The organism is Pseudomonas sp. A34-9 (assembly GCF_029543085.1).
In the GTDB taxonomy this organism is placed as follows: domain Bacteria; phylum Pseudomonadota; class Gammaproteobacteria; order Pseudomonadales; family Pseudomonadaceae; genus Aquipseudomonas.
Genome location: NZ_CP119967.1, coordinates 4,434,865 through 4,459,680, shown reverse-complemented (window position 1 = coordinate 4,459,680; position 24,816 = coordinate 4,434,865). Strand labels below are relative to the sequence as shown.

At 58.5% G+C, this 24,816-nt stretch carries 22 protein-coding genes; 12 read left to right on the top strand and 10 right to left on the bottom strand.

The window, feature by feature from the left end; all coding sequences use genetic code 11:
• Positions 1-14: 14 nt before the first annotated feature.
• The 4 genes from P3G59_RS19805 to P3G59_RS19790 form a co-directional block, all read right to left on the bottom strand.
• Positions 15-686, bottom strand: coding sequence for a hypothetical protein (locus P3G59_RS19805; protein WP_277758639.1), 672 nt, complete (start codon positions 684-686; stop codon positions 15-17).
• 84 nt (positions 687-770) lie between these two features.
• Positions 771-977: a helix-turn-helix transcriptional regulator gene (locus P3G59_RS19800; RefSeq protein ID WP_016983714.1), complete on the bottom strand. Its 207-nt coding sequence runs from the start codon at positions 975-977 to the stop codon at positions 771-773.
• A gap of 9 nt (positions 978-986) precedes the next feature.
• On the bottom strand, positions 987-1,592 hold the full coding sequence (locus tag P3G59_RS19795; RefSeq protein ID WP_277758638.1) for a hypothetical protein: 606 nt from the start codon (positions 1,590-1,592) through the stop codon (positions 987-989).
• A gap of 308 nt (positions 1,593-1,900) precedes the next feature.
• Positions 1,901-2,539 (bottom strand): NAD(P)H-dependent oxidoreductase, encoded by a 639-nt coding sequence (locus P3G59_RS19790; protein ID WP_110720545.1) that lies wholly within the window; start codon positions 2,537-2,539, stop codon positions 1,901-1,903.
• Positions 2,540-2,653: 114 nt separating this feature from the next.
• Between P3G59_RS19790 and P3G59_RS19785 the strand changes: the two genes are divergently transcribed.
• Positions 2,654-3,094 carry a MerR family transcriptional regulator gene (locus tag P3G59_RS19785; RefSeq protein WP_277758637.1) on the top strand — a complete coding sequence of 147 codons (441 nt, stop codon included), beginning with the start codon at positions 2,654-2,656 and terminating at the stop codon, positions 3,092-3,094.
• 167 nt (positions 3,095-3,261) lie between these two features.
• Here P3G59_RS19785 and P3G59_RS19780 read toward each other — a convergent pair whose 3' ends face one another.
• On the bottom strand, positions 3,262-3,666 hold the full coding sequence (locus tag P3G59_RS19780) for a lysozyme inhibitor LprI family protein (RefSeq protein WP_277758636.1): 405 nt from the start codon (positions 3,664-3,666) through the stop codon (positions 3,262-3,264).
• A gap of 227 nt (positions 3,667-3,893) precedes the next feature.
• Between P3G59_RS19780 and P3G59_RS19775 the strand changes: the two genes are divergently transcribed.
• Positions 3,894-4,382: an SRPBCC family protein gene (locus tag P3G59_RS19775; protein WP_095121031.1), complete on the top strand. Its 489-nt coding sequence runs from the start codon at positions 3,894-3,896 to the stop codon at positions 4,380-4,382.
• Complete coding sequence (locus P3G59_RS19770) at positions 4,369-5,184, top strand: aminoglycoside phosphotransferase family protein (RefSeq protein ID WP_277758635.1); 816 nt, start codon at positions 4,369-4,371, stop codon at positions 5,182-5,184. The genes P3G59_RS19775 and P3G59_RS19770 overlap by 14 nt, the downstream gene beginning before the upstream one ends.
• A gap of 324 nt (positions 5,185-5,508) precedes the next feature.
• Here the strand turns inward: P3G59_RS19770 and acnA are convergent, their stop codons facing one another.
• Positions 5,509-8,250 carry an aconitate hydratase AcnA gene (gene acnA, locus P3G59_RS19765; RefSeq protein WP_277758634.1) on the bottom strand — a complete coding sequence of 914 codons (2,742 nt, stop codon included), beginning with the start codon at positions 8,248-8,250 and terminating at the stop codon, positions 5,509-5,511.
• 221 nt (positions 8,251-8,471) lie between these two features.
• On the opposite strand from acnA, the gene rlmM reads away from it, so the two are divergent.
• Both rlmM and tusA read left to right on the top strand, forming a co-directional pair.
• Positions 8,472-9,545, top strand: a complete 1,074-nt coding sequence (gene rlmM / locus P3G59_RS19760) for a 23S rRNA (cytidine(2498)-2'-O)-methyltransferase RlmM (RefSeq protein ID WP_277758633.1) — start codon at positions 8,472-8,474, stop codon at positions 9,543-9,545.
• A gap of 165 nt (positions 9,546-9,710) precedes the next feature.
• Positions 9,711-9,962 (top strand): sulfurtransferase TusA, encoded by a 252-nt coding sequence (tusA, locus tag P3G59_RS19755; RefSeq protein WP_277758632.1) that lies wholly within the window; start codon positions 9,711-9,713, stop codon positions 9,960-9,962.
• A 133-nt stretch (positions 9,963-10,095) separates the two neighbouring features.
• Here tusA and P3G59_RS19750 read toward each other — a convergent pair whose 3' ends face one another.
• A complete protein-coding gene (locus P3G59_RS19750; protein WP_277758631.1) occupies positions 10,096-11,505 on the bottom strand; it encodes an MATE family efflux transporter in 1,410 nt (469 codons plus the stop codon).
• A gap of 159 nt (positions 11,506-11,664) precedes the next feature.
• Here P3G59_RS19750 and pdxB point away from each other — a divergent pair, with 159 nt between their 5' ends.
• A complete protein-coding gene (pdxB, locus tag P3G59_RS19745; RefSeq protein ID WP_277758630.1) occupies positions 11,665-12,807 on the top strand; it encodes a 4-phosphoerythronate dehydrogenase PdxB in 1,143 nt (380 codons plus the stop codon).
• Between the two features lie 168 nt (positions 12,808-12,975).
• On the opposite strand, the gene P3G59_RS19740 is transcribed toward pdxB, so the two are convergent.
• On the bottom strand, positions 12,976-13,155 hold the full coding sequence (locus tag P3G59_RS19740) for a PA1571 family protein (RefSeq protein ID WP_064588443.1): 180 nt from the start codon (positions 13,153-13,155) through the stop codon (positions 12,976-12,978).
• Positions 13,156-13,411: 256 nt separating this feature from the next.
• Between P3G59_RS19740 and P3G59_RS19735 the strand changes: the two genes are divergently transcribed.
• Positions 13,412-15,217 (top strand): ABC transporter transmembrane domain-containing protein, encoded by a 1,806-nt coding sequence (locus tag P3G59_RS19735; RefSeq protein ID WP_277758629.1) that lies wholly within the window; start codon positions 13,412-13,414, stop codon positions 15,215-15,217.
• 81 nt (positions 15,218-15,298) lie between these two features.
• Here P3G59_RS19735 and P3G59_RS19730 read toward each other — a convergent pair whose 3' ends face one another.
• Complete coding sequence (locus P3G59_RS19730; RefSeq protein WP_277758628.1) at positions 15,299-17,227, bottom strand: transglycosylase SLT domain-containing protein; 1,929 nt, start codon at positions 17,225-17,227, stop codon at positions 15,299-15,301.
• A 214-nt stretch (positions 17,228-17,441) separates the two neighbouring features.
• Between P3G59_RS19730 and P3G59_RS19725 the strand changes: the two genes are divergently transcribed.
• A complete protein-coding gene (locus P3G59_RS19725; protein ID WP_277758627.1) occupies positions 17,442-19,361 on the top strand; it encodes an ATP-binding cassette domain-containing protein in 1,920 nt (639 codons plus the stop codon).
• Positions 19,362-19,534: 173 nt separating this feature from the next.
• On the opposite strand, the gene P3G59_RS19720 is transcribed toward P3G59_RS19725, so the two are convergent.
• Entirely contained in the window at positions 19,535-19,972 is a 438-nt protein-coding gene (locus P3G59_RS19720) for a universal stress protein (RefSeq protein WP_122595418.1), read from the bottom strand.
• A 103-nt stretch (positions 19,973-20,075) separates the two neighbouring features.
• Between P3G59_RS19720 and P3G59_RS19715 the strand changes: the two genes are divergently transcribed.
• The 4 genes from P3G59_RS19715 to P3G59_RS19700 all read left to right on the top strand — a co-directional run bounded on the left by P3G59_RS19715 (position 20,076) and on the right by P3G59_RS19700 (position 24,730).
• Positions 20,076-20,513: a hypothetical protein gene (locus P3G59_RS19715; protein ID WP_277758626.1), complete on the top strand. Its 438-nt coding sequence runs from the start codon at positions 20,076-20,078 to the stop codon at positions 20,511-20,513.
• A gap of 528 nt (positions 20,514-21,041) precedes the next feature.
• Positions 21,042-23,189, top strand: coding sequence for a fatty acid oxidation complex subunit alpha FadB (gene fadB / locus P3G59_RS19710; protein WP_277758625.1), 2,148 nt, complete (start codon positions 21,042-21,044; stop codon positions 23,187-23,189).
• A gap of 29 nt (positions 23,190-23,218) precedes the next feature.
• A complete protein-coding gene (fadA, locus tag P3G59_RS19705) occupies positions 23,219-24,394 on the top strand; it encodes an acetyl-CoA C-acyltransferase FadA (protein WP_053122093.1) in 1,176 nt (391 codons plus the stop codon).
• Between the two features lie 99 nt (positions 24,395-24,493).
• The gene (locus P3G59_RS19700) at positions 24,494-24,730 is read left to right on the top strand and encodes a DUF1653 domain-containing protein (protein ID WP_007910467.1); all 237 of its coding nucleotides are present in this window, start codon (positions 24,494-24,496) and stop codon (positions 24,728-24,730) included.
• Positions 24,731-24,816: the final 86 nt, after the last annotated feature.

Genomic DNA, 24,816 nt, shown 5'->3' with positions numbered 1-24,816 from the left:
CTGTTCGGCAAAGCCTATTTGCAGCGGTAACCTTCGGGCATCGTGACGGTATAGTTGCGCTGCATGCGGTCCTCAAAGTTCAGGTTCTGCAGACCCTGCTCCACCAGAAAGGCTTCGACCTTGGCTGCCTGGCAGTCCTCATTGTAGGACGAGGCCCGAAGCAGGAAGACCGAGCGCCTGCTGGCTTCATCCCGGGCAGTGACGTTGAAGGTACTGAGCGTGGTGTAGCCGGTTCGCTCCGAAGTACCTATCGGGCCATAGGTCGTGTTGGGTCTACTTGTACAGATCAGTCGATCGTCCTTTTTCTTGGTGTTCTTGCACACGGTAGAGGTGCTGGTCGGCACCTGCCCATAATCGGTTGCGGTATAGCGGTAAGTCACTTGTCGGCTGCCGATATCGAGGCTGATGGTCATTTTTATCGGCGCATGGTTCTTTGGCAGACTGGCGTCGGTATAGACCTCCTTGTAGCCCCTGTCTTTGAGCGCATTAACCATGTCGCGAAGATAGTAGCGGGCATTAAGTGCGTTTTCGTCACTACCGTCCGCAGAAGTCACCAGCACAGTCGCTTTTCGGTCGAAGTGATAGTCCGGATCAGGTGTGGCATTTAGCGCTACGTCCATTTGCGTGGCGCAGCCGCTGATCAACGCTGTCAGTAAAAACAGCGCGCAGAATAAAAACCGGGTCATGACAAAGCCGCCTTGCAACAAAGGATTGAATAAGAGTTAAACGGTGGGGACTGGCGACAATTAACGTGCGCTCGTGCGCAAGGCTCAGTCTTTCTGAAATTCCAGCAGATCGCCTGGCTGGCAATCGAGCGCAGCACAGAGCTTGTCCAAAGTGGCCATTTTCACGCCCTTGACCTTGCCATTTTTCAGTAATGACAGGTTGGCCTCGGTGATGCCCAGCAGGCTGGCTAACTCTTTTGAGCGAATTTTTTGCGTGGCCATGACAACGTCAAGGCGGACGATAATGGTCATTGTATTGTTCTATATGTATTGACTTTGCTCATCGCTGAGTACTTTTGCATCGCGCATGATAATTGAAAATAAACAGAGCAATACGCCTTTGACAATCTCGTAGGCAGAAGAGGAAGACAGGCCAATCGAGAATTGAAAGATGCGATCCCCAGGTGGCAGATCAATAGACAGTGTCAAACCTTGCAAGGTCTCTACCAGCGGGTAAGCGGCCGGAGAAATGATGCACAGAATCCCCACTCGCCACAGCACCTTGATATTACGCTCGGTCCAGGTTTCGCCGCGGGACAAGCGCAGGAAGAACAACCCGGTCAGCCAGAGCACGTAAGTCGAAAGCAGAACGGGCAGGAAATCCAGAACCACGAGCAGCGCAGTGACCCATGGTGAGAGCCATGTGTCGGGTGCAAGCAGCGCACCTTCGACAAACGGGTCAAGTAATTGCGGCGAGTTTTCGGCGAAGGCATAGAGCAAAGCCGCGAGCATTTCATCCGTTTTAAACAGCCAGATCGAAGCGTTGCCACCGACCTCGGTCACTCCTAAAACCCAGACAAGAATCGCTGCCAGTAGTCCGACCCAATGCATGCGCTGCAGTGCCAATCCGTTGTTACGAGTACTCATGAAAAATCCTTGCGGTGTCATTGGGAATGACTAATTCTCGATGTTAAATTATCGAATTACAATAATAAATTGTTCTTGTTTTGTGAAGATCGCGCTTGGCATGGGGATGCCGCTGCCACAGCATCCATCTTCAGTTCATTTGCTTTGGGGGATTTCAATGTCGATAGGCTCTCGAATTCGAAGCACGTCGAGAGCAGAGGATGGCGCGCGATCCACTCGGGGCCGCTGGTAACGCTGACGGGGTCAGGGATTGATGGGAGCGGGGACACACGCCACAGGCATGCTTCGGTCGCCCGCTCGTCTAGGGCTTACTTGATCTCGGTAATGAAGTTTTCCCGCGATCGACGTACCTTTTTCAAATTGACCAACCAGTCTCCCTCAGTGGCTCGATGGCCCAGCGGCAGAATCACCACACTGCGCAGGTTGCGGGCCGCGAGTCCGAGGATTTCATCGATGGCTGCCGGGTCGAAACCTTCCATTGGTGTGGCATCGACTTCTTCAAATGCCGCGGCGATCAAAGCCGAGCCCAAACCGATATAAGCCTGGCGCGCAGCCGCCTGATAATTAGCCTCTTTGCCACGTCCAGCGACGATGCCCAAGAGCATCTGACGGTAATTCTCCCATCCTTCGTTAACGGTCCCACGAACTTCGTTAGTCAGGTCAAACATCATGTTGACCCGCTCCGCAGTGATATCGTCCCACGCGGCAAACACCAACAAATGAGAACAGTCGGTCACCTGCTGCTGATTCCAGCTGACGGCTTTGATCTTTTCGCGAACCTCTGCATTGGTCACTACGAGCAATTCAAAAGGCTGCAGTCCACTTGATGTCGGCGTTAACCGCACCGCTTCCAGAATGCGCTCGATTTTTTCATCGGACACCGTCCGCGAAGGGTCGTACTTTTTCGTTGCGTAACGCCATTTCAGCAGGTCTGTCAGTGTGCTCATCATCAAATTCCATAAAGGTGAAAGATGTTCAGGTGGGTCAATAACGACTGGCTGTCGTGTTGAGCCTGGGCTTATGCTAACGATTAAAGCCAACTTGAAGGTCAAGCAGTTTTTATGAAGATTGGGGAAGTTTCCAAGCGCACCGGTGTTGCCGCTTCGGCCATCCGCTATTACGAGGAACAAGGGTTATTGGAGCCTTCTACCCGTGACGCCAATGGATATCGCCACTACGCCGAGGCGGCTGTTGCACGACTGATACTGGTGCGCGACGCCCAGCGCCTTGGTTTTTCTCTCGACACCATTCGCGGTCTGTTTTTGCAGGATGGCAGTTGTTCGAAATCGCTGACCATCGAGCAAATCGATATCCGTATGGATGAGATACGACAGATCGAGGCCAACCTGGCGATGCAACGTGAGGGATTGTTACGGCTACGGCATGTGCTGGAGGAAAGTCTGCGCAGTGGTGCACCTGTCGTGTGCGCGAGTGCACACAGGGCCGAGTCGAATCGGCCTGAGCAAACCATGATCACGCGCAACGCATTGCAGGGGCGTTGAACGTTGCGAGCGGACGGCGGGGATCGGCTGCTGGCGATAACGATAGCTTGATCCACCCGGCGGAGCCGCAAGCGCTCCAAGGTGGAGGCCGTCGCTCCCGGATTTGAAATGCTCCCGATGTGGGGGCGAGCCTGCACGTGAAGGATCCCTCAAAACCGCCGAAAAAATCAGGCCCCAGGCACCGGGCAGCTCATGTCGCCTTCTTCACACTTTAAATACTGTTTCAGCGCCTCAACCCGCACCTTGGTCACCCCGGTCAGGCAATTGCTATAAACCCACGGATAAATACTCCCGCCCGTCACCCCGGACGATGAAAACTTGCACTCCGCATCCCGAAACCCGAGCCATGCCCGCTGCGCGCTGACCAACAGCTTCTTGCCCTCCGGATTGTCCTTCAACCGCCCGCTGATCTGCTGGTACACCGTGTTCAACTCGTTGTCCGCCGCTTTGAAGTCCTGCCCGGCGCACTGGTTCATCGTCGCCTGATCGCTGGCATTGGCGCAGTCGACGGCGGCGTGGGCGAGGGGAGTGAACAGAAAGGGTGTCAGGGCCAGAAGAAAGCGTAGGGACATCGGAGTTCTCGCTGTAGATATCAGGAATAACAGGCATTGTAGCGATGAGATTCAACTGCCGCTGTAGCCACGCAGACCCATGCAATCATTAGTCAGGTCGATTTGTTTCTCGGCCAACACGATTCCGTCACCCACTCCGGCGCCGACGCTACCAAATAGCTGTTTGATACAACTTCACATTGGACATGTGGTCATACAGGCCTAGTGTTCAGAACAGGAGGTGACGTATGAAACCAGTACCCAATAGTTTCGAACGCAAGATCACGCTCAAGGCGTCGCGTTCCCATGTCTGGCGTGCATTGGTCGATGCCGAGGCGTTTGGCCAGTGGTTTGGGGTGGCGCTTGAGGGCAGGCGGTTTATTGCCGGCGAATGGACGCAAGGGCAGGTCACGTATCCCGGTTATGAACATGTGTTGTGGAATGTGCTGATCGAGCGGGTCGAGCCACAGCAGTTGTTTTCGTTTCGCTGGCATCCGTATGCGGTGAATCCGAAAATCGACTATTCCCAGGAGCCGACCACGCTGGTCAAGTTCGAGCTGCAGGATTACGAGGACGGCACGCTGCTCAAGGTTTCCGAGTCAGGTTTCGCGCACATTCCCGATGTCCGCCAGAAAGAGGCCTATTTCATGGACAGCCGGGGTTGGGAGGAGCAATTGAGCCGGCTCGAACAGTTTCTGGCGGAAAGCGCCAAGGCTCGCGAGCGTGACGGTGGCTGATATTTTCCAACCTTGGCTCAAGCGCTGGGCACTGCTCCCGGACGGTGCGCCGATCATCATGCCCGGCAGCCGTCTGTTGCCGGTCCGCGTGAACGACACACCGGCGATGCTCAAGGTGGCGCTGGATGTCGACGAAAAGTATGGCAATCGGCTGATGACCTGGTGGGACGGTGACGGCGCTGCGCGAGTGTTGGCGCATCATGAGGATGGCCTGCTGATGGAGCGTGCCATGGGCCGGCGCTCGCTGATGCACATGGCAATGCATGGCGAAGATGACGAGGCTGGCCGGATTCTGTGTTTGGCGCTGGAGCGCCTGCATGCACCGCGCGAAACGCCAGCGCCGCCGCTGGTCGAGCTGGGGCCGTGGTTTGCATCGCTGCGACGCGCTGCTGCGCAACATGACGGTCTCTACCGCCTGAGCCTGCAAACCGCCGAAGCCCTGCTCGCCGATCCACAGGAAGTGGTGGTGCTGCACGGCGACATGCATCACGACAATGTGCTGGATTTCGAATCGCGTGGCTGGCTGGCAATCGATCCGAAACGGGTCAAGGGTGAGCGCGGTTTTGACTATGCGAACCTGATTTGCAACCCGGACCTGCCGACGGCCGGCGATCCTCAGCGCTTTCGCCGCCAGCTTGCGGTGATTGTCGAGGCTGCCGGGCTCGATCGCCGCAGATTGCTGCAGTGGGTGCTGGCGTTCGCCGGTTTGTCCGCAGCGTGGTTTCTGGAGGATGACGAACTGGAGCAGGCCTCAGGGCAGCTGAAAGTCGCACAGATCGCGGCGTCCATGCTCGATGCCTGACACAGCTAGGGGTTTTCGGAAGGCTTGCTATGGCGAATGTCTTACACGCACTGGTAGCTTTTACGACTATTGCCGATTGGATCCAGTGAGTAATCTACACACATCAACTGAGACACAGGGAGTGTTTCAGGATCACGGATGATCGACCATTGCAAGGATCGCTGCCGACAGGGAGTCGATAATGGTCTTGGGAAAAACCCGCTTCGGCGGGTTTTTTTTCGCCTGCGTGTAAGTGCTGCCGCAGGCTGCGATCTTTTGACTTTGGCTGTTAAAAGCAAGATCAAAAGATCGCAGCCTGCGGCAGCTCCTGCATGGGCTTGTGCTTTACGAGGCAATCAACTGGCGCAGGACGTAATGCAAAATCCCGCCCGCCTTGAAGTACTCCACCTCGTTCAATGTATCGATCCGGCACAACACCTCGATTTTCTCCTGGCGCCCGTCCTCGCGGGTGATTACCAGCGGCAGGTTCATCCGTGGTGTCAGCTCGACGCCGGTCAGACCCTGGATTTCGAAGGTTTCCTTGCCAGTGAGGTTGAGGCTCTTGCGGTTCTGATCGAGCTTGAACTGCAGCGGCAATATGCCCATGCCCACCAGGTTGGAGCGGTGAATTCGCTCGAAGCTTTCGGCGATCACCGCTTTCACCCCCAGCAGATTAGTGCCTTTGGCTGCCCAGTCACGGCTGGAACCCGTGCCGTATTCTTGCCCGGCAATCACCACCAGTGGCGTGCCCGAAGCCTGATACTTCATCGCCGCGTCGTAGATCGCCAGTTTCTCGCCGGTCGGAATATAGATTGTGTTGCCACCTTCTTCGCCGCCGAGCATTTCGTTGCGGATACGAATATTGGCGAAGGTGCCGCGCATCATCACTTCATGATTGCCACGCCGTGAGCCGTAAGAGTTGAAATCCCGAGGCTCGACACCCTTTTCGCGCAGATAACGCCCGGCCGGGCTGTCAGCCTTGATATTGCCCGCAGGGGAGATGTGGTCGGTGGTCACCGAATCGCCGAGCAGGGCCAAGACGCGCGCGCCTTTGACATCCTGGATTTGCGGCAGCGGACCGGAAATATCGTCGAAGAAGGGTGGATGCTGAATGTAGGTCGAGTCGTCCTGCCACACATACGTCGCCGCTTGGGGCACCTCGATGGCCTGCCACTGTTCATCACCGGCAAACACCTCGGCGTATTCCTTGTGGAACATCGCCGTGTTGACCTGATTGACCGCATCGGCGATCTCTTTACTCGATGGCCAGATATCGCGCAGGTACACCGGATTACCTTGCTGGTCCTCGCCCAGCGGTTCGCTGCTGATATCGCTGCGCACACTGCCGGCCAAGGCATAGGCGACCACCAGCGGTGGCGAGGCCAGCCAGTTGGTTTTTACCAGTGGATGCACGCGGCCTTCGAAGTTGCGGTTGCCGGACAGCACCGATGCCACGGTCAGGTCGGCTTTCTGGATGGCTTTCTCGATCGGCTCGGGCAGCGGTCCCGAGTTGCCGATGCAGGTGGTGCAGCCATAGCCAACCAGTGAAAACCCGAGCTGATCGAGGTATTGCGTCAGCCCCGCAGCTTTGTAGTAATCGGTGACCACTTTTGAACCCGGTGCCAGCGAACTCTTTACCCACGGTTTGCGGGTCAGGCCTCTCTCAACGGCCTTTTTGGCCAACAGCCCGGCGGCCATCATCACGCTCGGGTTGGAGGTGTTAGTGCAAGAAGTGATCGCAGCGATGACCACCGCACCGTTTTTCAAGCGATAGGTGTGGCCTTCGTATTCGTACTCGGTTTCCCCGACCAGATCGGCATTGCCCACCGCGACACCCCCACCGCCCTCACTTTCCAGGCGTCCTTCTTCTTTGCTGGTGGGTTTGAATTGCAGATCGATGAAGTCGCTGAAGGCCTGCGGTACGTTCGGCAGCGACACGCGATCCTGCGGGCGTTTCGGTCCGGCGAGGCTGGCTTCGACGCTGCCCATGTCCAGCGCCAGACTGTCGGTGAACACCGGTTCCTGACCGGGCAGGCGCCACAGTCCTTGCGCCTTGGTGTAGGCCTCGACCAGTTTCACCGTTTCTGGCGGCCGACCCGACAGGCGCAGGTATTCCAGCGTCACGTCGTCGACAGGGAAGAAACCGCACGTTGCGCCGTATTCCGGGGCCATGTTGGCGATGGTCGCGCGGTCGGCCAGCGGCAGATCAGCGAGGCCGTCACCGTAAAACTCGACGAATTTGCCGACTACACCTTTCTTGCGCAGCATTTGCGTGACGGTCAGCACCAGGTCGGTAGCGGTGATGCCTTCCTTGAGTTTGCCGGTGAGTTTGAAACCGATCACCTCCGGAATCAGCATCGACACCGGTTGCCCGAGCATCGCCGCCTCCGCTTCGATGCCGCCGACACCCCAGCCGAGTACGCCGAGGCCGTTGATCATGGTGGTGTGCGAGTCAGTGCCGACCAATGTGTCGGGGAACGCATAAGTGCGGCCGTCTTCATCCTTGGTCCACACGGTGCGACCGAGGTATTCAAGGTTGACCTGATGACAGATGCCGGTGCCCGGCGGCACTACGCTGAAGTTGTCGAAGGCGCTTTGGCCCCAACGTAGAAAGGCATAACGTTCGCCGTTACGTTGCATCTCGATGTCGACGTTCTGTTCGAAAGCGCTGGGCGTGGCGAACTTGTCGACCATCACCGAGTGGTCGATCACTAGATCCACCGGTGAAAGCGGATTGATTCTTTGCGGATCGCCGCCGGCCTTGGCCATCGCTGCACGCATGGCGGCGAGGTCGACCACGGCGGGGACGCCGGTAAAGTCTTGCATCAAGACGCGGGCAGGGCGGTACTGGATTTCCCGATCGGAGCGGCGCTCCTTGAGCCACGCGGCAATCGCCTTGAGGTCGGCACCGGTGACAGTTTTTTCATCTTCCCAGCGCAGCAGGTTCTCCAGCAGGACTTTCAGTGACATCGGCAGCCGGGCGAGGTCGCCCAGGCTTTTGGCGGCATCCGGCAGGCTGAAATAGTGGTAGGTCTTGTCGTCGATTTGCAGGGTTTTGAGCGTTTTCAGGCTATCGAGGGACGGCATTACAATCACTCCTTTGAATCCGCACGGCTACGGATCGGGGGACGAATAGAGCTTTAAACCTAGCCCTGTTTTAGGTAGCTGGCTAATAACTGGACTCTATGAGCGGAACCAAGGTTCCGACATCGGCTATCATGCGCCGGTTTTCGTGACAGGCATTGCTGCAACGCAAGGTCTGGACATCGCGCAGTGGCCGAATGATCGCCCGCTGCCCAGGAGTAAGAATGAACACCCTATTCATGCATTGCCGGCCAGGCTTCGAAGGCGAAGTCTGTTCGGAGATTTCCGACCTCGCCGCGCAACTCAATGTAGCTGGCTACGCCAAGGCCAAAGCGGCCACGGCGTGCGCCGAGTTTGTCTGCACCGAAGAAGACGGCGCCGAGCGCCTGATGCGCGGTCAGCGTTTCGCCGAATTGATCTTCCCGCGCCAATGGGCGCGCGGGGTGTTCATCGATCTGCCGGAAACCGACCGTATCAGCGTGATCCTCGCGCACATGGCAGAGTTCCCGGTGTGCGGCAGCCTGTGGCTGGAAGTCGTCGACACCAACGACGGCAAGGAACTGTCGAACTTCTGCAAGAAGTTCGAAGGCCCGCTGCGCAAGGCATTGACCGGCGCCGGGAAACTGGTGGATGACGCGAATAAACCGCGTCTGCTTCTGACCTTCAAGAGCGGTCGTGAAGTGTTTCTCGGCATGGCCGATGCCGGTAATTCGGCGATGTGGCCAATGGGCATTCCGCGCCTGAAATTCCCGCGTGAGGCGCCAAGCCGTTCGACGCTGAAGCTGGAAGAGGCCTGGCATCACTTCATCCCGCGTGATCAGTGGGACGATCGTCTGCACAGCGACATGACCGGTGTCGACCTCGGCGCCGCGCCGGGCGGCTGGACCTGGCAACTGGTCAATCGCGGTATGCTGGTGACCGCCATCGACAACGGCCCGATGGCCGAAAGCCTGATGGACACGGGGCTGGTGCAGCATTTGATGGCCGACGGTTTTACCTTCAAGCCCAAGCAACCGGTGGACTGGATGGTCTGCGACATTGTCGAGAAACCGGCGCGAAATGCCGCGATGCTGGAAGAGTGGATCGGCGAGGGGCATTGCCGCGAGGCGGTGGTCAACCTGAAGTTGCCGATGAAGCAGCGTTACGCCGAAGTGAAGCGCTTGCTCGAACGCATTGCCGATGGTTTCAAGGCTCGCGGGATCAAGGTCGATATTGGCTGCAAACAGCTCTATCACGACCGCGAGGAAGTGACCTGCCACTTGCGTCGGCATGACACCAAGAAGCCCAAATCCCGCTAAAACACTGCAAAACCCTGTGTAGGAGCTGCCGCAGGCTGCGATCTTTTGATCTTGAAAAGCAAAGATCGCAGCCTTCGGCAGCTCCTACAGGGGGGGGGCGTAACGCCACAGATGACCGAATACCCGGCAATGCGCGACAATGCCGGCCAGTTTCAGGAGTGAATCATGAGTGAAATGATCGATACCCCGGTCGACGGCACCCTCGACGCCACCGGCCTCAATTGCCCGGAGCCGGTGATGATGCTGCACCAGCACATCCGTGACCTGGTGCCTGGCGGCCTGCTCAAGGTGATCGCCACCGACCCCTCGACCCGTCGCGACATTCCCAAGTTCTGCGTGTTTCTCGACCATGAACTGGTGAGCCAGCACGAAGAGGCCGGTACTTACCTGTACTGGATCCGCAAGAAACACGCGTAACCGCAGCTTTACCTAAAGCAACTGTGGGAGCGAGCCTGCTCGCGAAAGCGGAGTGTCAGTCACTGTAAATGTCGACTGAATCACCGCATTCGCGAGCAAGCCCGCTCCCACTTTTTTGTCCTGTGTTAATGGCTTAGCCTACGCTACGACTGATCCGAATACGCTTGCGTGCACTGCGCGTCAGGCGGATCGACAGCATCAACGCCGCACAGCTCAGGCCAACGATCAAACCCTGCCACAAGCCGCTAGGGCCGCGTGGCTCACCGAGCCAGTCGGTCAGGCCGAGGGCATAGCCCACCGGCAAACCAATGCCCCAATAAGCGAACAGCGTCAGGATCATCGTCACCCGAGTGTCCTGATAGCCACGCAGCGCGCCGGCAGCGGTCACCTGGATGGCGTCGGAAAACTGGAACAGCGCCGAATACACAATCAGCATCGCCGCGATGTGAATCACTGTCGGGTCAGCGGTGTAGATCGCCGCGATCGGCTCGCGCAGCAACAGCATCATGCTCGCCGACAGGCAGGCGTAAGCCAGCGCGGTACCCATGCCGACGCCAGCGGCAAAACGCGCCTCGCGAGGTTCTTCGCGACCCAACGCCTGACCGACGCGCACGGTCACCGCCATGCCCAACGAGTAGGGAATCATGAACACCAGCGAACTGACGTTCAGCGCAATCTGGTGCCCGGCCACCACCGTGGCGCCGAGGCTGCCGATCAACAGCGCGATCACGGCAAAAATGCTCGACTCGGCAAACACGGCGATGCCGATCGGCAGACCAATCGCCAGCAAGCGCTTGATCACCGCCCATTGCGGCCAGTCGAAACGGCTGAACAGTTCGCTCGAACGATAGGCCGGCGCCCAGCGCTCATAACCGGCCAGCCCCAGCGCCATCACCCACATCACAATCGCCGTGGCCCAGCCGCAGCCAACGCCGCCCATCGCCGGCACGCCGAAGTGGCCATAAATGAAGACGTAGTTCAGCGGAATGTTCAGCGCCAGACCGCACAGGCCCAGCACCATTGCCGGACGCGTACGGCCAATGCCGTCACTGGTGCAGCGCAACACGTGATAGAACGCCACCGCCGGCAGACCACTGGCGATACCGTGCAGGTACTGCATGCACGGGCCGATCAGCTCGGGATCGACCTTCATCAGATGCAGCACCGGCTCGGCGGCGACCAGCATCGCCGTTGCGATCAGTCCGACCACCAGCGCCAGCCACAACGCCTGGCGCACGAGCGGGCCGATCTCGCTGTGGGTGCCGGCACCGAAGCGTTGGGCGACTTTCGGCGTGGTTGCCAGCAGCGTGCCGGTCATCAGCAGAAACACCGGCACCCAGATCGAGTTGCCCAATGCCACGGCGGCCAGATCCTTGGGCCCGACGCGGCCAGCCATCACTGCATCGACGAAGCCCATGGCCGTGGTCGCCAACTGCGCGATGATGATCGGCAGCGCGAGGGCCAGCAGGTTCTTGAACTCCAGACGAATCCGCGCGGGGCGGGTCAGGGAGACGGCGACAGGTTGGTCAGTTACAGAATTCACAGGCAAAGCGTCCACAAAGGTTGATGCGCAAGGCGCGGCATTCTACGCCGCTGACGTTACAGTCAGGAAAAATCCTCTGTTGCGGATTTGTAAGCGTAAAGCTCGCTGGCTCAGCGACCGATCTGCACCTAAACTGCCGATCCGCCAAAGGAGCCCGCCATGCTGATAGTTGCCGACGAAAATATCCCGCTGCTCGATGCCTTTTTTGCCGGTTTCGGCGAGATCCGCCGGGTGCCGGGCCGGTCCATCGACCGCGCGACGGTCGAGCAGGCCGACGTATTACTTGTGCGCTCGGTGACCAACGTCAACCGTGCATTGCTTGAGGGCAGCAAGGTGCGCTTTGTCGGCACCTGCACCATCGGCACTGATCATCTGGATCTCGACTACTTCAATGAGGCCGGCATTACCTGGTCGAGTGCGCCCGGCTGCAACGCCCGAGGTGTGGTCGATTACGTGCTGGGCAGTCTGATGACGCTCGCCGAAATCGAGGGCGTCGATCTCACTCAGCGCACCTACGGTATTGTCGGTGCCGGTGAAGTTGGGGGGCGGCTGATCAAGGTCCTCAAGGGACTGGGCTGGAATGTCAAAGTCTGCGACCCGCCACGGCAGGCCGCCGAGGGCGGTGATTACGTCAGTATCGAGCAAATCATTGAGCAGTGCGACGTGATCAGTCTGCACACGCCGCTGACTCGAAGCGGCGACGGCGCGACCTGGCATCTGTTTGATCAGCAACGTTTGCAGCAACTCAAGTCCGGCGCATGGCTGATCAACGCGGCCCGTGGTCCGGTGGTGGATAACCTTGCCCTGCGCGAAGTGTTGCTGGAGCGTGAAGACCTGCAAGCCGTTCTCGATGTCTGGGAGGCCGAGCCCGAGGTTGATGTGGCGCTGGCTGAACTCTGCGTCTTGGCCACCCCGCACATTGCCGGTTACAGCCTTGATGGCAAACAGCGCGGAACGGCGCAGATCTATCAGGCTTACTGCACATTCCTCGGTCAAGCGGCGAGCATTCAGCTCAGTGATCTGTTGCCGGCTCCGTGGTTGTCGGAAGTCACCCTGCACGCTGACAGCGATCCGGCCTGGGCGCTGGCGATGTTGTGCCGTGGCGTGTACGACCCGCGCCGCGATGATGCGGATTTTCGCCGCAGCCTTGTAGGCAATGTCGGCGAGCAGCGTGCGGCGTTCGATGTGTTGCGCAAGCAGTATCCAGTGCGCCGTGAGATTGAAGGGCTGAAGGTGCGGATTGAAGGGGCGTCGCCAGAGTTGGCGAGGATCGTGGCGGCGCTGGGAGCGGTGGCTGTCTAGAAACCGAGTCGGCCCTTTCGCGAGCAGGCTCGCTCCCACATAGATCTGTGATTCACTGAAGATCCCCTGTGGGAGCGAGCCTGCTCGCGAAGGCCGCCCCACAAATACCTGATCTGCAGACAGAAAAAACCCGGCCAAAGGGGCCGGGTCAGGAAGACGGTGGCTATATCACTTTTGTTCGGCAGGCTTGACCAATCGCTTCTCCAGTTCGCGGCACGCGTCCTGGATCATGTCTTCAGTGATCGGTACTTCACGCCCGTCTTTATCGATAATCGAGCAACCCAGAGGTTGGCCGGGCTTGGTGCGGATCACTTCAATTTTGTCTTCGCTGCTGTGTTGCAAGGACATGGCCTGTCTCCTCATCAGGTTGTGTACCCAGATTAAAACCGCCACGTGACCAGGCTGTGACAACTCCTTTCGATCCGTCATGAGCGGCCATTCCAGTCCAACAGAAATGACCGTTCGTCTCAACCGCGACGTTAGACCGATAGCAACTATGGCCTAGTCTTTGGGGGCATATTTAACCTGACTCATTGTGATTTACAGAGTTCCACCCCAAAGAAGGTTTACGCTAGCCCTTTCATCAACATGGATGCGTACCTGAATGACCCCGAAGCTTTCTTCAAGGCACCGGCGCGCCTTGCGTCTGACCAGTCGCTTTCTGGCCCCTTACCGCTGGCAAGTCATCGGTGCGCTGCTGGCGTTGATCGTCACCGCCGCCGTCACGTTGTCGATGGGGCAGGGGATCAAACTGTTGGTCGACCTGGGCTTCATGACGCAGTCGCCGCATCAACTCAATCAGACTATCGGCATCTTCATGTTGATGGTGCTGGGCCTGGCAGTCGGTACGTTCGCACGGTTTTACTGGGTGTCGTGGATCGGTGAGCGCTGCGTCGCCGACATTCGCCGTGAGGTCTTCAACCATCTGGTCTATCTGCACCCCGGCTTCTATGAGAACAACCGTAGTTCGGAGATCCAGTCGCGGCTGACTGCCGACACGACACTCCTGCAATCGGTGATCGGCTCGTCGCTTTCAATGTTCCTGCGCAACCTGCTGATGGTCATTGGTGGTGTCATTCTGTTGTTCGTGACCAACGCGAAACTCACCAGCATCGTGGTAATTGCCTTGCCGTTCGTGGTGGCACCGATTCTGATTTTCGGCCGGCGCGTGCGCAATCTGTCGCGATTGAGTCAGGACCGGGTCGCCGATATCGGCAGCTATGTGTCGGAAACCCTCGGCCAGATCAAAACCGTGCAGGCCTACAACCACCAGGTCCAGGATGAGCGACGTTTTGCGACGACGGTCGAGGACGCCTTCGACACGGCGCGCAAACGCATCTTTCAGCGCTCATGGATGATCACCATGGTGATCGTGCTGGTGCTCGGCGCGGTGGCGGTGATGTTATGGGTCGGCGGCATGGACGTGATCGCCGGACGTATCACTGGAGGCGAACTGGCGGCTTTTGTCTTTTACAGCCTGATTGTCGGCAGTGCGATCGGCACGCTGAGTGAGGTCATCGGCGAACTGCAACGTGCGGCAGGTGCCGCCGAGCGGATCGCTGAATTGCTGGGTTCGGAAAATATCATCCAGCCGCCAACCGCAGGGCTTGTGACCCTGCCGGAGCGCGTGCACGGCGAATTGCAATTGCAGGACGTGCGCTTTTCCTACCCTTCGCGCCCGGAAAGCTACGCCGTCAACGGTTTGAACCTGACCATCCGCGCAGGCGAAACACTGGCGTTGGTCGGGCCGTCCGGTGCAGGCAAGTCCACGGTGTATGACTTGCTGTTGCGCTTTTATGACCCACTGGAGGGGCAGATCCTGATTGATGGCGTGCCGTTGACCAGCCTCGACCCGCTTGACCTGCGCCGTCACTTCGCGTTGGTATCACAGTCGCCGGCGCTGTTTTTCGGCAGTGTTGAAGAAAATATTCGTTACGGCAATCCGGGAGCGACGCTGGAGCAAGTCAAGGAAGCGGCAAAAATTGCTCACGCCCACGACTTCATCGAGAAAATGCCCAACGGTTACCAGACCCATCTCGGCGATGGTGGCCTCGGCCTTTCCGGTGGGCAGCGTCAGCGTCTGGCGATCGCCCGGGCGTTATTGGTCGACGCACCTATCCTGTTGCTGGACGAGGCCACCAGCGCCCTCGACGCGCAGAGTGAGCATCTGATTCAGGAAGCTTTGCCAAGCCTGATGCAGAACCGCACCACGCTGGTGATCGCGCATCGACTGGCCACGGTGAAAAACGCTGACCGGATTGCGGTGATGGATCAAGGCAAACTTGTGGCCATTGGCACCCATCAGGAACTGATTGCCAGCAATCCGCTGTATGCGCGGCTGGCGGCGTTGCAGTTCAATGATGGCAAGAGCGCTTCAACGAATCCTGTCACCGATCCTGCCATTCACTAAATAGCCGCTCAGGTGTACCCATAAAAAATGCCCGTATCTCGCGATACGGGCATTTTTCGTTAGTCGGCGTCAGTCGGGTGATCACTGATCGTCGAAGTAGCGCTCGTGCCAATCCACCAGCGGCTGCGGTGAGTTGAGCTTCTGGCCGTAGATCACGGAGTAAGACAACACGTTCTGCACGTACTGACGGGTCTCATCGAACGGAATGCTTTCCACCCACACGTCGAAACTCAAGTGATCGGCGCCGCGCAGCCATTGGCGCACTCGACCCGGGCCGGCGTTGTAGGCGGCGGAGGCGAGGACGCGGTTGCCGTTGAACTGGCTGTGCACCTGGCTCAGGTAAGCGGCGCCGAGCTGGATGTTCTTGTCCGGATCCAGCACTTGCTGCGGCGAGGCCAGCGGGATGCTGAATTTGCGCGCGGTTTCCTTGGCGGTGCCGGGCATCAGTTGCATCAGGCCGCTGGCACCGACGCCGGAGCGGGCGTCGTCCATGAAGGCGCTTTCCTGACGGGTGATGGCGAACACCCAGCTCGAATGCAGGCCGCGCACCTTGGCTTCACGCACGAGGGTTTCGCGGTGGGCCATCGGAAAGCGGATATCCAGATCGTCCCAGTACTGCGCCTGGCTGATGGTGCGGATGGCCGGGAAGTACCATTTCAGGTCGTAGGCCAGTTTGGCCTGGGCGACCATTTCGTCACGGTTGAAATGGCGGCTGACGTGATACCACTCGCGGCGACCGTCGACGATCTGCCCGCGAGCATGGAATTCCAATGCACGACGCACGCCCGGTGTGTTGCGCACCTTGTTGATGGTCGCCTGGCTGAGCACTAGCGGTTTGTTGACTAGCGAATACGGCGATTGCGAGCGGTCGGCGGCAAGGAAACCGTAGAAATCACGCTCCCGCGCCAGGCCTTTGTACAGCGTTTGCGCTTCCGGATTTTGCGGCTGGGCCAGCTCCAGACTGCGCGCCTGCCAGTAGCGCCAGCGGTTGGTGGTGGCCAGATCCTGCGGCAGGCGGCGGGTCAACTGATAGGCATCGTCCCAGCGCGCCAGACGCAACAGCAGGCGCAAACGCCATTCGGAAACGGTGTTGTCGCGCAATTCGGGGTCGTACTTGGTCATCACGTCCAGCGCGCGGCTGTCGAAACGCCGAGCGAGGGTCAGGCCGATTTCCCGGGCGATCGCGACTTTTTCATCGCGGGAGAAATGCATGCTGCTGGCGTAACCGTCGAGCAGGGCCATGGCTTTGTCTGGATCCTGGCGCGCGAGGCGGCGCAGGCCGAGACTGACCACGTCGGACATTGGCTCGTCGGCCGGGGTGAAGCGCGAAGGCTGGTTGAGCAGCTCGGGCTTTTGCGCGACATCGACCAGCAAACGACCGCGCGGTGCGAGGGTGGTCAAACCGTTGACCAGGCTGTTGGCCAGCGGATAGTTGCGGGCCTGAGCGGCGAGTTTGGTGCGCTCCCAGCGTTTTTGTTCGGTGAGCTGGCCGTCAGCGGCCCAGATGCCGAACAGCGCGTCACAGGCCGCAGGTTGCGATTTACCGGTCAGCCAAAGCTTGTCGGCGTTGGCGTAACCCTCGGCCTTATGGTTGCTGCTGATCTGGTACTGCGCATTCAGGCAGTCCAGTTCAGTGAAGTTGAGTTTCGGGTCGTAGTACTTGACGAAGGTCGCCCAGTCGCCACGGTCGGCGAGCCAGCGCAACCAGCGCAGTTTCATCCAGTTGGCCTGGGGCAGATCGCCGTGTTCGGCGAGGAATTTTTCGATTTCCGCATTGCTCGCGGTTTTCAGGCGCGCGGTCAGTTCGTCGTAGGCCAGGTACGGTTCTAGCGGGTAATCGGCCAACGCCTGGCTGTAGCGAAAGTATGGGCCGGTATCACCCTTGGCCAGCGCGCGCTTGGCTTCATCGTAGTACTGGCGTTGGGTGGACAGGTCCACCGCCTGAGCGGATTGAGCGGCAGCGGCGGTAAGTAGCAAACAGGACAAAACACTGAAAAGGCGACTGCGCATGAGACATCCGGGCAGAGAAATCATGACAAGTGCCAACCTCGGTCAGCACTGAATTGTCTGTAGCTTAGCCTTTTGCCAGCAAGCGGCGAAAGCTTTGCGGGCCTCGCAGCACAAGTTCGCAACAAATGTTGTGCAGAGTGCTTCGACAGACAAATTGCCGGCCTGTTGAAGCCCTAACTCAGGTAGAATGCGCGCCCGGTTTTTGGAGAAGCTCATGACCCTGCTCAAATTCAGCGATGTGTCCCTTGCGTTCGGCGCTATGCCGTTGTTGGACAAGGTGTCCTGGCAGATCGCCCGTGGTGAGCGGGTGTGCATCATCGGCCGCAACGGCACTGGCAAGTCCAGCATGATGAAACTGGTCAAGGGCGACCAGAAGCCCGATGACGGCTCGGTGTGGCGTGCCCCCGGTCTGAAAATCGGCGAATTGCCGCAAGAACTGCCGGTGGCCGACGATCGGACGGTGTTCGACGTGGTCGCTGAAGGCCTTGATGGCGTGGGCGCGTTGCTCGCCGAGTACCATCACCTCGCGCAGAACTGCGTCACTGAAGAAGACCTGAACAAGCTGATGCATGTTCAGCAAGACCTCGAAGCCCGGGATGGCTGGCGTTTGCAGACTTTGGTCGAAAGCACCTTGAGCCGTCTGCAACTGCCGGCTGACAAGACTCTCGCCCAGTTGTCCGGCGGCTGGCGTCGTCGCGTGCTGCTGGCGCAGGCGCTGGTGTCCGAGCCGGATCTGCTGCTGCTCGACGAGCCAACCAACCACCTGGACATCGGTGCAATTGCCTGGCTCGAAGAAGCACTGAAAGATTTCCAGGGCGCCGTGCTGTTCATCACGCACGACCGGTCCTTCCTGCAAAACCTTGCGACGCGCATTCTCGAACTGGATCGCGGTGGCCTGATCGACTGGAACGGCGACTACGCCAGCTTCCTCGTGCACAAAGAAGCCGCGCTGGCCGCTGAAGAAACCGCCAACGCGCTGTTCGACAAGAAACTGGCCCAGGAAGAAGTCTGGATCCGCCAGGGCATCAAGGCGCGCCGCACCCGTAACGAAGGCCGCGTCCGCGCCCTGAAAGCCTTGCGCGTCGAGCGTAGCGAACGTCGTGAGCGCACTGGCAAGGCCAACATTCAGTTGGACACTGCCGACAAGTCCGGCAAGCAGGTGATGGTGCTCGAGAACGTGAGTTTCGCGCACCCGGGCGGCCCGTTCCTGATCAAGGATTTCTCGATGGTGCTGACGCGCGGCGACCGTATCGGTCTGCTCGGCGCCAATGGTACCGGCAAGACCACCCTGCTGAAACTGATGCTCAGCGGTCTGCAACCGACCAGTGGCAAAGTGGAGGAGGGTACGCGAATCGACGTGGCGTACTTCGACCAGCTGCGCCATCAGCTGGATCTGGAAAAAACCGTGATCGACAACGTCGCCGAAGGTCGCGACTTCATCGATATCGACGGCCAGAGCCGTCACGTGCTGAGCTACCTTGGCGACTTCCTGTTCAGCCCGCAGCGTGCCCGCACGCCGGTCAAGGCGTTGTCGGGTGGTGAGCGTGCGCGTCTGTTGCTGGCCAAGTTGTTCAGCAAGCCGGCGAACCTGCTGGTCCTCGACGAACCGACCAACGACCTCGACGTGGAAACCCTTGAGCTGCTCGAAGAAGTGCTTTTGACTTTCAACGGCACCGTGCTGATGGTCAGCCACGACCGGGCATTCCTCGACAACGTGGTCACCAGCACTCTGGTTTTCGAAGGCGAAGGCAAGGTGCGTGAATACGTCGGTGGCTATCAGGACTGGATCCGTCAGGGTGGTTCGCCGCGCCTGCTGGGCGTGACTGAAAGCAAGTCGGGCAAGGCTGACTTGAATTCGGCGGTGGTGACCGCTGAGCCTGCTGTGGTCGCAACGCCTGCCGCCGCCCCGGCTGCCAAGAAGAAGCTGAGCTACAAGCTGCAGCGCGAGCTGGAAGCGTTGCCGGGCGATATCGATGCCAAAGAGCAGCAGATCGCTGCGGTAGAGGCCGAAATGGCTGAAGCCGGTTTCTATCAGCGTCCGGCGGCTGAAACGGCCAAGGTGATTGCTTCGCTGGAGCAGTTGCAGGCTGAGCTGGATGCGTTGGTGGAGCGTTGGGCCGAGCTGGATGCCTGATTGATCCGGTAACAAAAAAGCCCGGCGCTCAGTGATGAGGCCGGGCTTTTCATATGTAAACGCAGTTCCCTTGTAGGAGTGAGCCCGCTCGCGATAATGGTTTAGCATTCAACGAATTCGTCGACTGTCACAACGCTATCGCGAGCAGACTCACTCCTGCATGGAACGGTATTTCAGCGTTTGACCAGGTGTACCGCTAATACATCACAAGGCGCACCGTGCAGTACGTCGTTCGCGGTCGATCCGAGCAACAATGCCAGGCCATGACGCCCGTGGCTGCCGACCACGATCAGATCGCACGTTTGTTCCTTGGCGAAATGATGGATTTCCTGACGCGGCTGGCCGTAGGTCAAATGGCAGTTGGCGCCTTCGAGTTCGGAGTACTTGAGTTTCAGACGCTCAAGGCGTTCCTTGGCCTGATCGAACTGCTGTTGTTGCAGTTGTGACAGATCCATCGGCACGTCGCCGCCGAATGCCATGGCCATCGGCTCGACAATATGCACCAGCGACAGCTTGGCGCCATTGCTCACCGATAGCTCTCGGGCGCGGTGAATCACAGGGTCGCACTCTTCCGTCAGATCTACGGCGACCAGGATGTGGTGGTAGGGCATGAGGTGCTCCTCGTGAGGTTTCAATATTGTTAAGTATGGCTGGTTTCAAGCGCATTGGTTCCAAAGTGACACAGTGCGCTCACCAAGAATTGGGAATAGAGATATGACGGTCTGGTTGGTGGTGTCAATCCTGCTGGTGGTTTTAAGTCCGCTGGCGTGGTTGCGCCCGTCGCGCGCGCAAAGCGGCCGCATCGCGTTGCGCATGGAGGCTCGACGTATCGGTCTGGCCATGCAATTGGCACCTCAGGAATGGCCGCACTGGCTGGCGCAAGAGCCGCCGAATCCGTGTGCGCAGTATCATCGGCCACGTCGCAGCAAGCAGCCTGTCTGTTGGACTTACTGGCAGAAATCGCCGGGTGTATGGGTCAATCAGTGGCAGGAAGTCTGTGAAGATCGTGCGCTGCTCAATCATTTCGAAAAATTGCCGGGCAACGTTTTCAAAGTCGAGGCAGACAAGCAGATGATCGCTTTGTACTGGGGCGAGAAGGGCGAAGCCTCGGTTTTACAGGATATCGACGCTACTCTGAAAGCGCTGGCGTGACGCGCGGACTTTTCGCACTGCAATGGTGTGAAACGTCCGGCAGACACGCAATAAAAAGCCCGACATGATTCATCGGGCGGGGTTGGCCAGGCAGGCCGGAAACCTTTTTTGATGTTGAGATGCGGCTTGCAGCGCTCAGCGCATTTACCTGTAGTCCCCAGCGTAGCCCTTTAAACAAGGGCTGCCGTGAATTAGGGCGACTTTTCTAACTATTGATTCTATGAATGGCTTTACATGCAAACGCGTGTTGCGGGTCTTCGTCTTACAGAAATGACCGCAAAGTCGCATTTCAACCCGTATTTTGGGCGATTGACAATTGTCGGAAATTCCGTGAAGGTGACGTACCCAAATCAAACGGGCGTATGAATTGAGCGTTTGTCTTACAGACTGCTCCTACAGAATCCCGACTATCGCGTTGGCGGGTGTGCCGGGTGGATTGGCGCCAGCATCGACGAAAAAGCGTCCTGCCAAGCCATTCGCCTGCGTCCGACGTGTACTGTTCAGCTTCCATATCGTGGAGATCAGTTGATGATTTACGAAGGTAAAGCCATCACGGTTAAAGCTCTTGAAAGTGGCATCGTCGAATTGAAATTCGACCTCAAGGGTGAGTCCGTCAACAAGTTCAACCGTCTAACCCTGAACGAGCTGCGTCAGGCCGTAGACACCATCAAGGCAGATGCTTCGATCAAGGGCGTGATCGTCAGCAGTGGCAAGGACGTGTTCATCGTCGGCGCCGACATCACCGAATTTGTCGACAACTTCAAGCTGCCGGATGCCGAGCTGGTTGCTGGCAATCTCGAAGCCAACAAGATCTTCAGCGATTTCGAAGACCTCAACGTCCCAACCGTAGTGGCCATTAATGGCATCGCACTGGGCGGCGGTCTGGAAATGTGCCTGGCGGCTGACTATCGCGTCATGTCGACCAAGGCCAAGATCGGTCTGCCGGAAGTCAAACTGGGCATCTACCCAGGCTTCGGCGGCACCGTGCGTCTGCCGCGCCTGATCGGTGTCGACAACGCGATCGAGTGGATTGCCTCCGGTAAGGAAAACCGCCCTGAAGACGCCCTGAAAGTCAGCGCCGTCGACGCCGTGGTTGCTCCGGAGAAGCTGCAGGAAGCGGCTCTTGAACTGATCAAACGCGCCATCTCCGGTGAGTTCGACTTCAAGGCCAAGCGTCAGCCGAAACTTGAAAAACTCAAGCTGAACGCCATTGAACAAATGATGGCTTTCGAAACCGCCAAAGGTTTCGTGGCAGGGCAAGCTGGCCCGAACTACCCGGCGCCGGTTGAAGCGATCAAGACCATCCAGAAAGCAGCGAACTTCGGTCGTGAAAAGGCGCTGGAAGTCGAAGCTGCAGGTTTCGTCAAACTGGCCAAGACCTCTGCCGCGCAGAGCTTGATCGGTCTGTTCCTGAACGATCAGGAACTGAAGAAAAAGGCCAAGGCCTACGACGAAATCGCCAAAGACGTGAAGCAGGCCGCTGTACTGGGCGCTGGCATCATGGGTGGCGGTATCGCTTATCAGTCGGCCTCCAAAGGTACGCCGATCCTGATGAAGGACATCAACGAGCACGGTATCGAGCAGGGTCTGGCTGAAGCCGCCAAGCTGCTGGTTGGCCGCGTTGATAAAGGTCGCATGACGGCTGCGAAAATGGCTGAAGTGCTCAACGGCATTCGTCCGACCCTGTCCTACGGCGACTTCGGTCACGTCGATCTGGTGGTCGAAGCCGTGGTCGAGAACCCAAAGGTCAAACAAGCCGTATTGGCTGAAGTCGAAGGTCAGGTCAAAGAGGACACCATCCTCGCGTCCAACACCTCGACCATTTCCATCAGCCTGCTGGCCAAGGCCCTCAAGCGTCCGGAAAACTTCGTCGGCATGCACTTCTTCAACCCGGTGCACATGATGCCGCTGGTGGAAGTGATCCGTGGTGAGAAGTCCAGCGAGCTGGCCGTTGCCACTACCGTTGCCTACGCCAAGAAAATGGGCAAGAACCCGATCGTCGTCAACGACTGCCCGGGCTTCCTGGTCAACCGCGTACTGTTCCCGTACTTCGGCGGTTTCGCCAAGCTGGTCAGCGCCGGTGTGGACTTCGTCCGTATCGACAAGGTCATGGAAAAATTCGGCTGGCCGATGGGCCCGGCATACCTGATGGACGTGGTCGGCATCGACACCGGTCACCATGGTCGTGACGTGATGGCTGAAGGCTTCCCGGATCGCATGAAGGATGACCGTCGTTCGGCCATCGATGTGCTTTACGAAGCCAAGCGCCTGGGCCAGAAGAACGGCAAGGGCTTCTACGCCTACGAGGCCGACAAGAAAGGCAAGCAGAAGAAAGTCGCCGATCCGTCGGTGCTGGAAGTGCTCAAGCCGATCGTTTACGAGCAGCGCGAAGTCACTGACGAAGACATCATCAACTGGATGATGATCCCGCTGTGCCTGGAAACCGTGCGTTGCCTGGAAGACGGTATCGTTGAAACCGCCGCCGAAGCCGACATGGGTCTGGTCTACGGTATCGGTTTCCCTCCATTCCGTGGCGGTGCGCTGCGCTACATCGATTCTATCGGTGTTGCCGAGTTCGTTGCCCTGGCTGACCAGTACGCTGATTTGGGCGCGCTGTACCACCCGACCGCGAAGCTGCGTGAAATGGCCAAAACCGGCCAGAGCTTCTTCGGTTAAGCGCCCCCAACTAGAGTGAGAGTGAACTTATGAGCTTGAATCCTAGAGACGTCGTGATTGTCGACTTCGGTCGTACTCCGATGGGCCGCTCCAAGGGCGGCATGCACCGCAACACCCGTGCTGAAGACATGTCGGCGCACCTGATCAGCAAATTGCTGGAACGCAACGTCAAGGTCGATCCTGCTGAAGTCGAGGACGTGATCTGGGGCTGCGTCAACCAGACCCTGGAGCAGGGCTGGAACATCGCGCGCATGGCGTCGCTGATGACCCAGATCCCGCACACTTCGGCCGGCCAGACCGTCAGCCGTCTGTGTGGCTCGTCGATGAGCGCACTGCACACCGCTGCGCAAGCGATCATGACCGGCAACGGTGACGTGTTCGTGGTTGGTGGCGTCGAGCATATGGGCCACGTGAGCATGATGCACGGTGTCGATCCGAACCCGCACATGTCGCTGTACGCGGCGAAAGCCTCGGGCATGATGGGCCTGACCGCGGAAATGCTGGGCAAAATGCACGGCATCACTCGCGAGCAGCAAGACGCTTTCGGCGTGCGTTCCCACCAGTTGGCCCACAAGGCCACCGTGGAAGGCAAGTTCAAAGACGAAATCATCCCGATGCAAGGCTACGACGAGAACGGTTTCCTGAAACTGTTCGACTACGACGAAACCATTCGTCCGGAAACCACCCTGGAAAGTCTGGCGGCTCTCAAGCCAGCCTTCAATCCAAAGGGCGGCACCGTGACTGCCGGTACTTCGTCGCAGATCACTGATGGTGCGTCGTGCATGATCGTGATGTCGGCGCAGCGTGCTCAGGACCTGGGTATCCAGCCAATGGCGGTTATCCGTTCGATGGCAGTGGCGGGTGTGGATCCGGCAATCATGGGCTATGGTCCAGTTCCGGCAACACAAAAAGCCCTGAAGCGTGCGGGTCTCGGGATCAACGATATCGACTTCTTCGAGCTCAACGAAGCTTTCGCCGCACAGGCCCTGCCAGTGCTGAAAGATCTGAAAGTGCTCGACAAGATGAACGAGAAGGTTAACCTGCACGGCGGCGCGATCGCCTTGGGTCACCCGTTCGGTTGCTCCGGTGCCCGTATTTCCGGCACCTTGCTGAACGTGATGAAGCAGAATAGCGGCACCTTCGGGGTGGCCACTATGTGCATTGGTCTCGGCCAAGGCATCTCTACCGTCTTCGAACGCGTTTAAGCGTCTCGTCGATGGAAGCCGGGGCCAAGTGCCCCGGTTTTTGTTTTTGTGGATTTATTTTGTTTTTATTTTGAAAAAAAATTGAGTGAGGGCCGAAGCATGCCGATACAACCTGGGCTCTACCAACATTACAAAGGTCCGCAGTACCGCGTATTCAGTGTTGCGCGGCACTCCGAGACCGAAGAAGAAGTGGTCTTTTACCAAGCCCTGTATGGCGATTACGGCTTTTGGGTGCGCCCTCTGAGCATGTTTCTCGAGTCGGTCGAAGTTGACGGCGAGCAGGTGCCGCGCTTTGCTTTGGTGCAAGCCGAACCGAGCCTTTTTTCCAAGGCATGAGGCGAGTGTGCACAGAACCCTGTGCTTGACCTCACCTTGTATCAACTATATATAGCGGTGCCGCGTCAGGCGCCAACCGCCTTTCA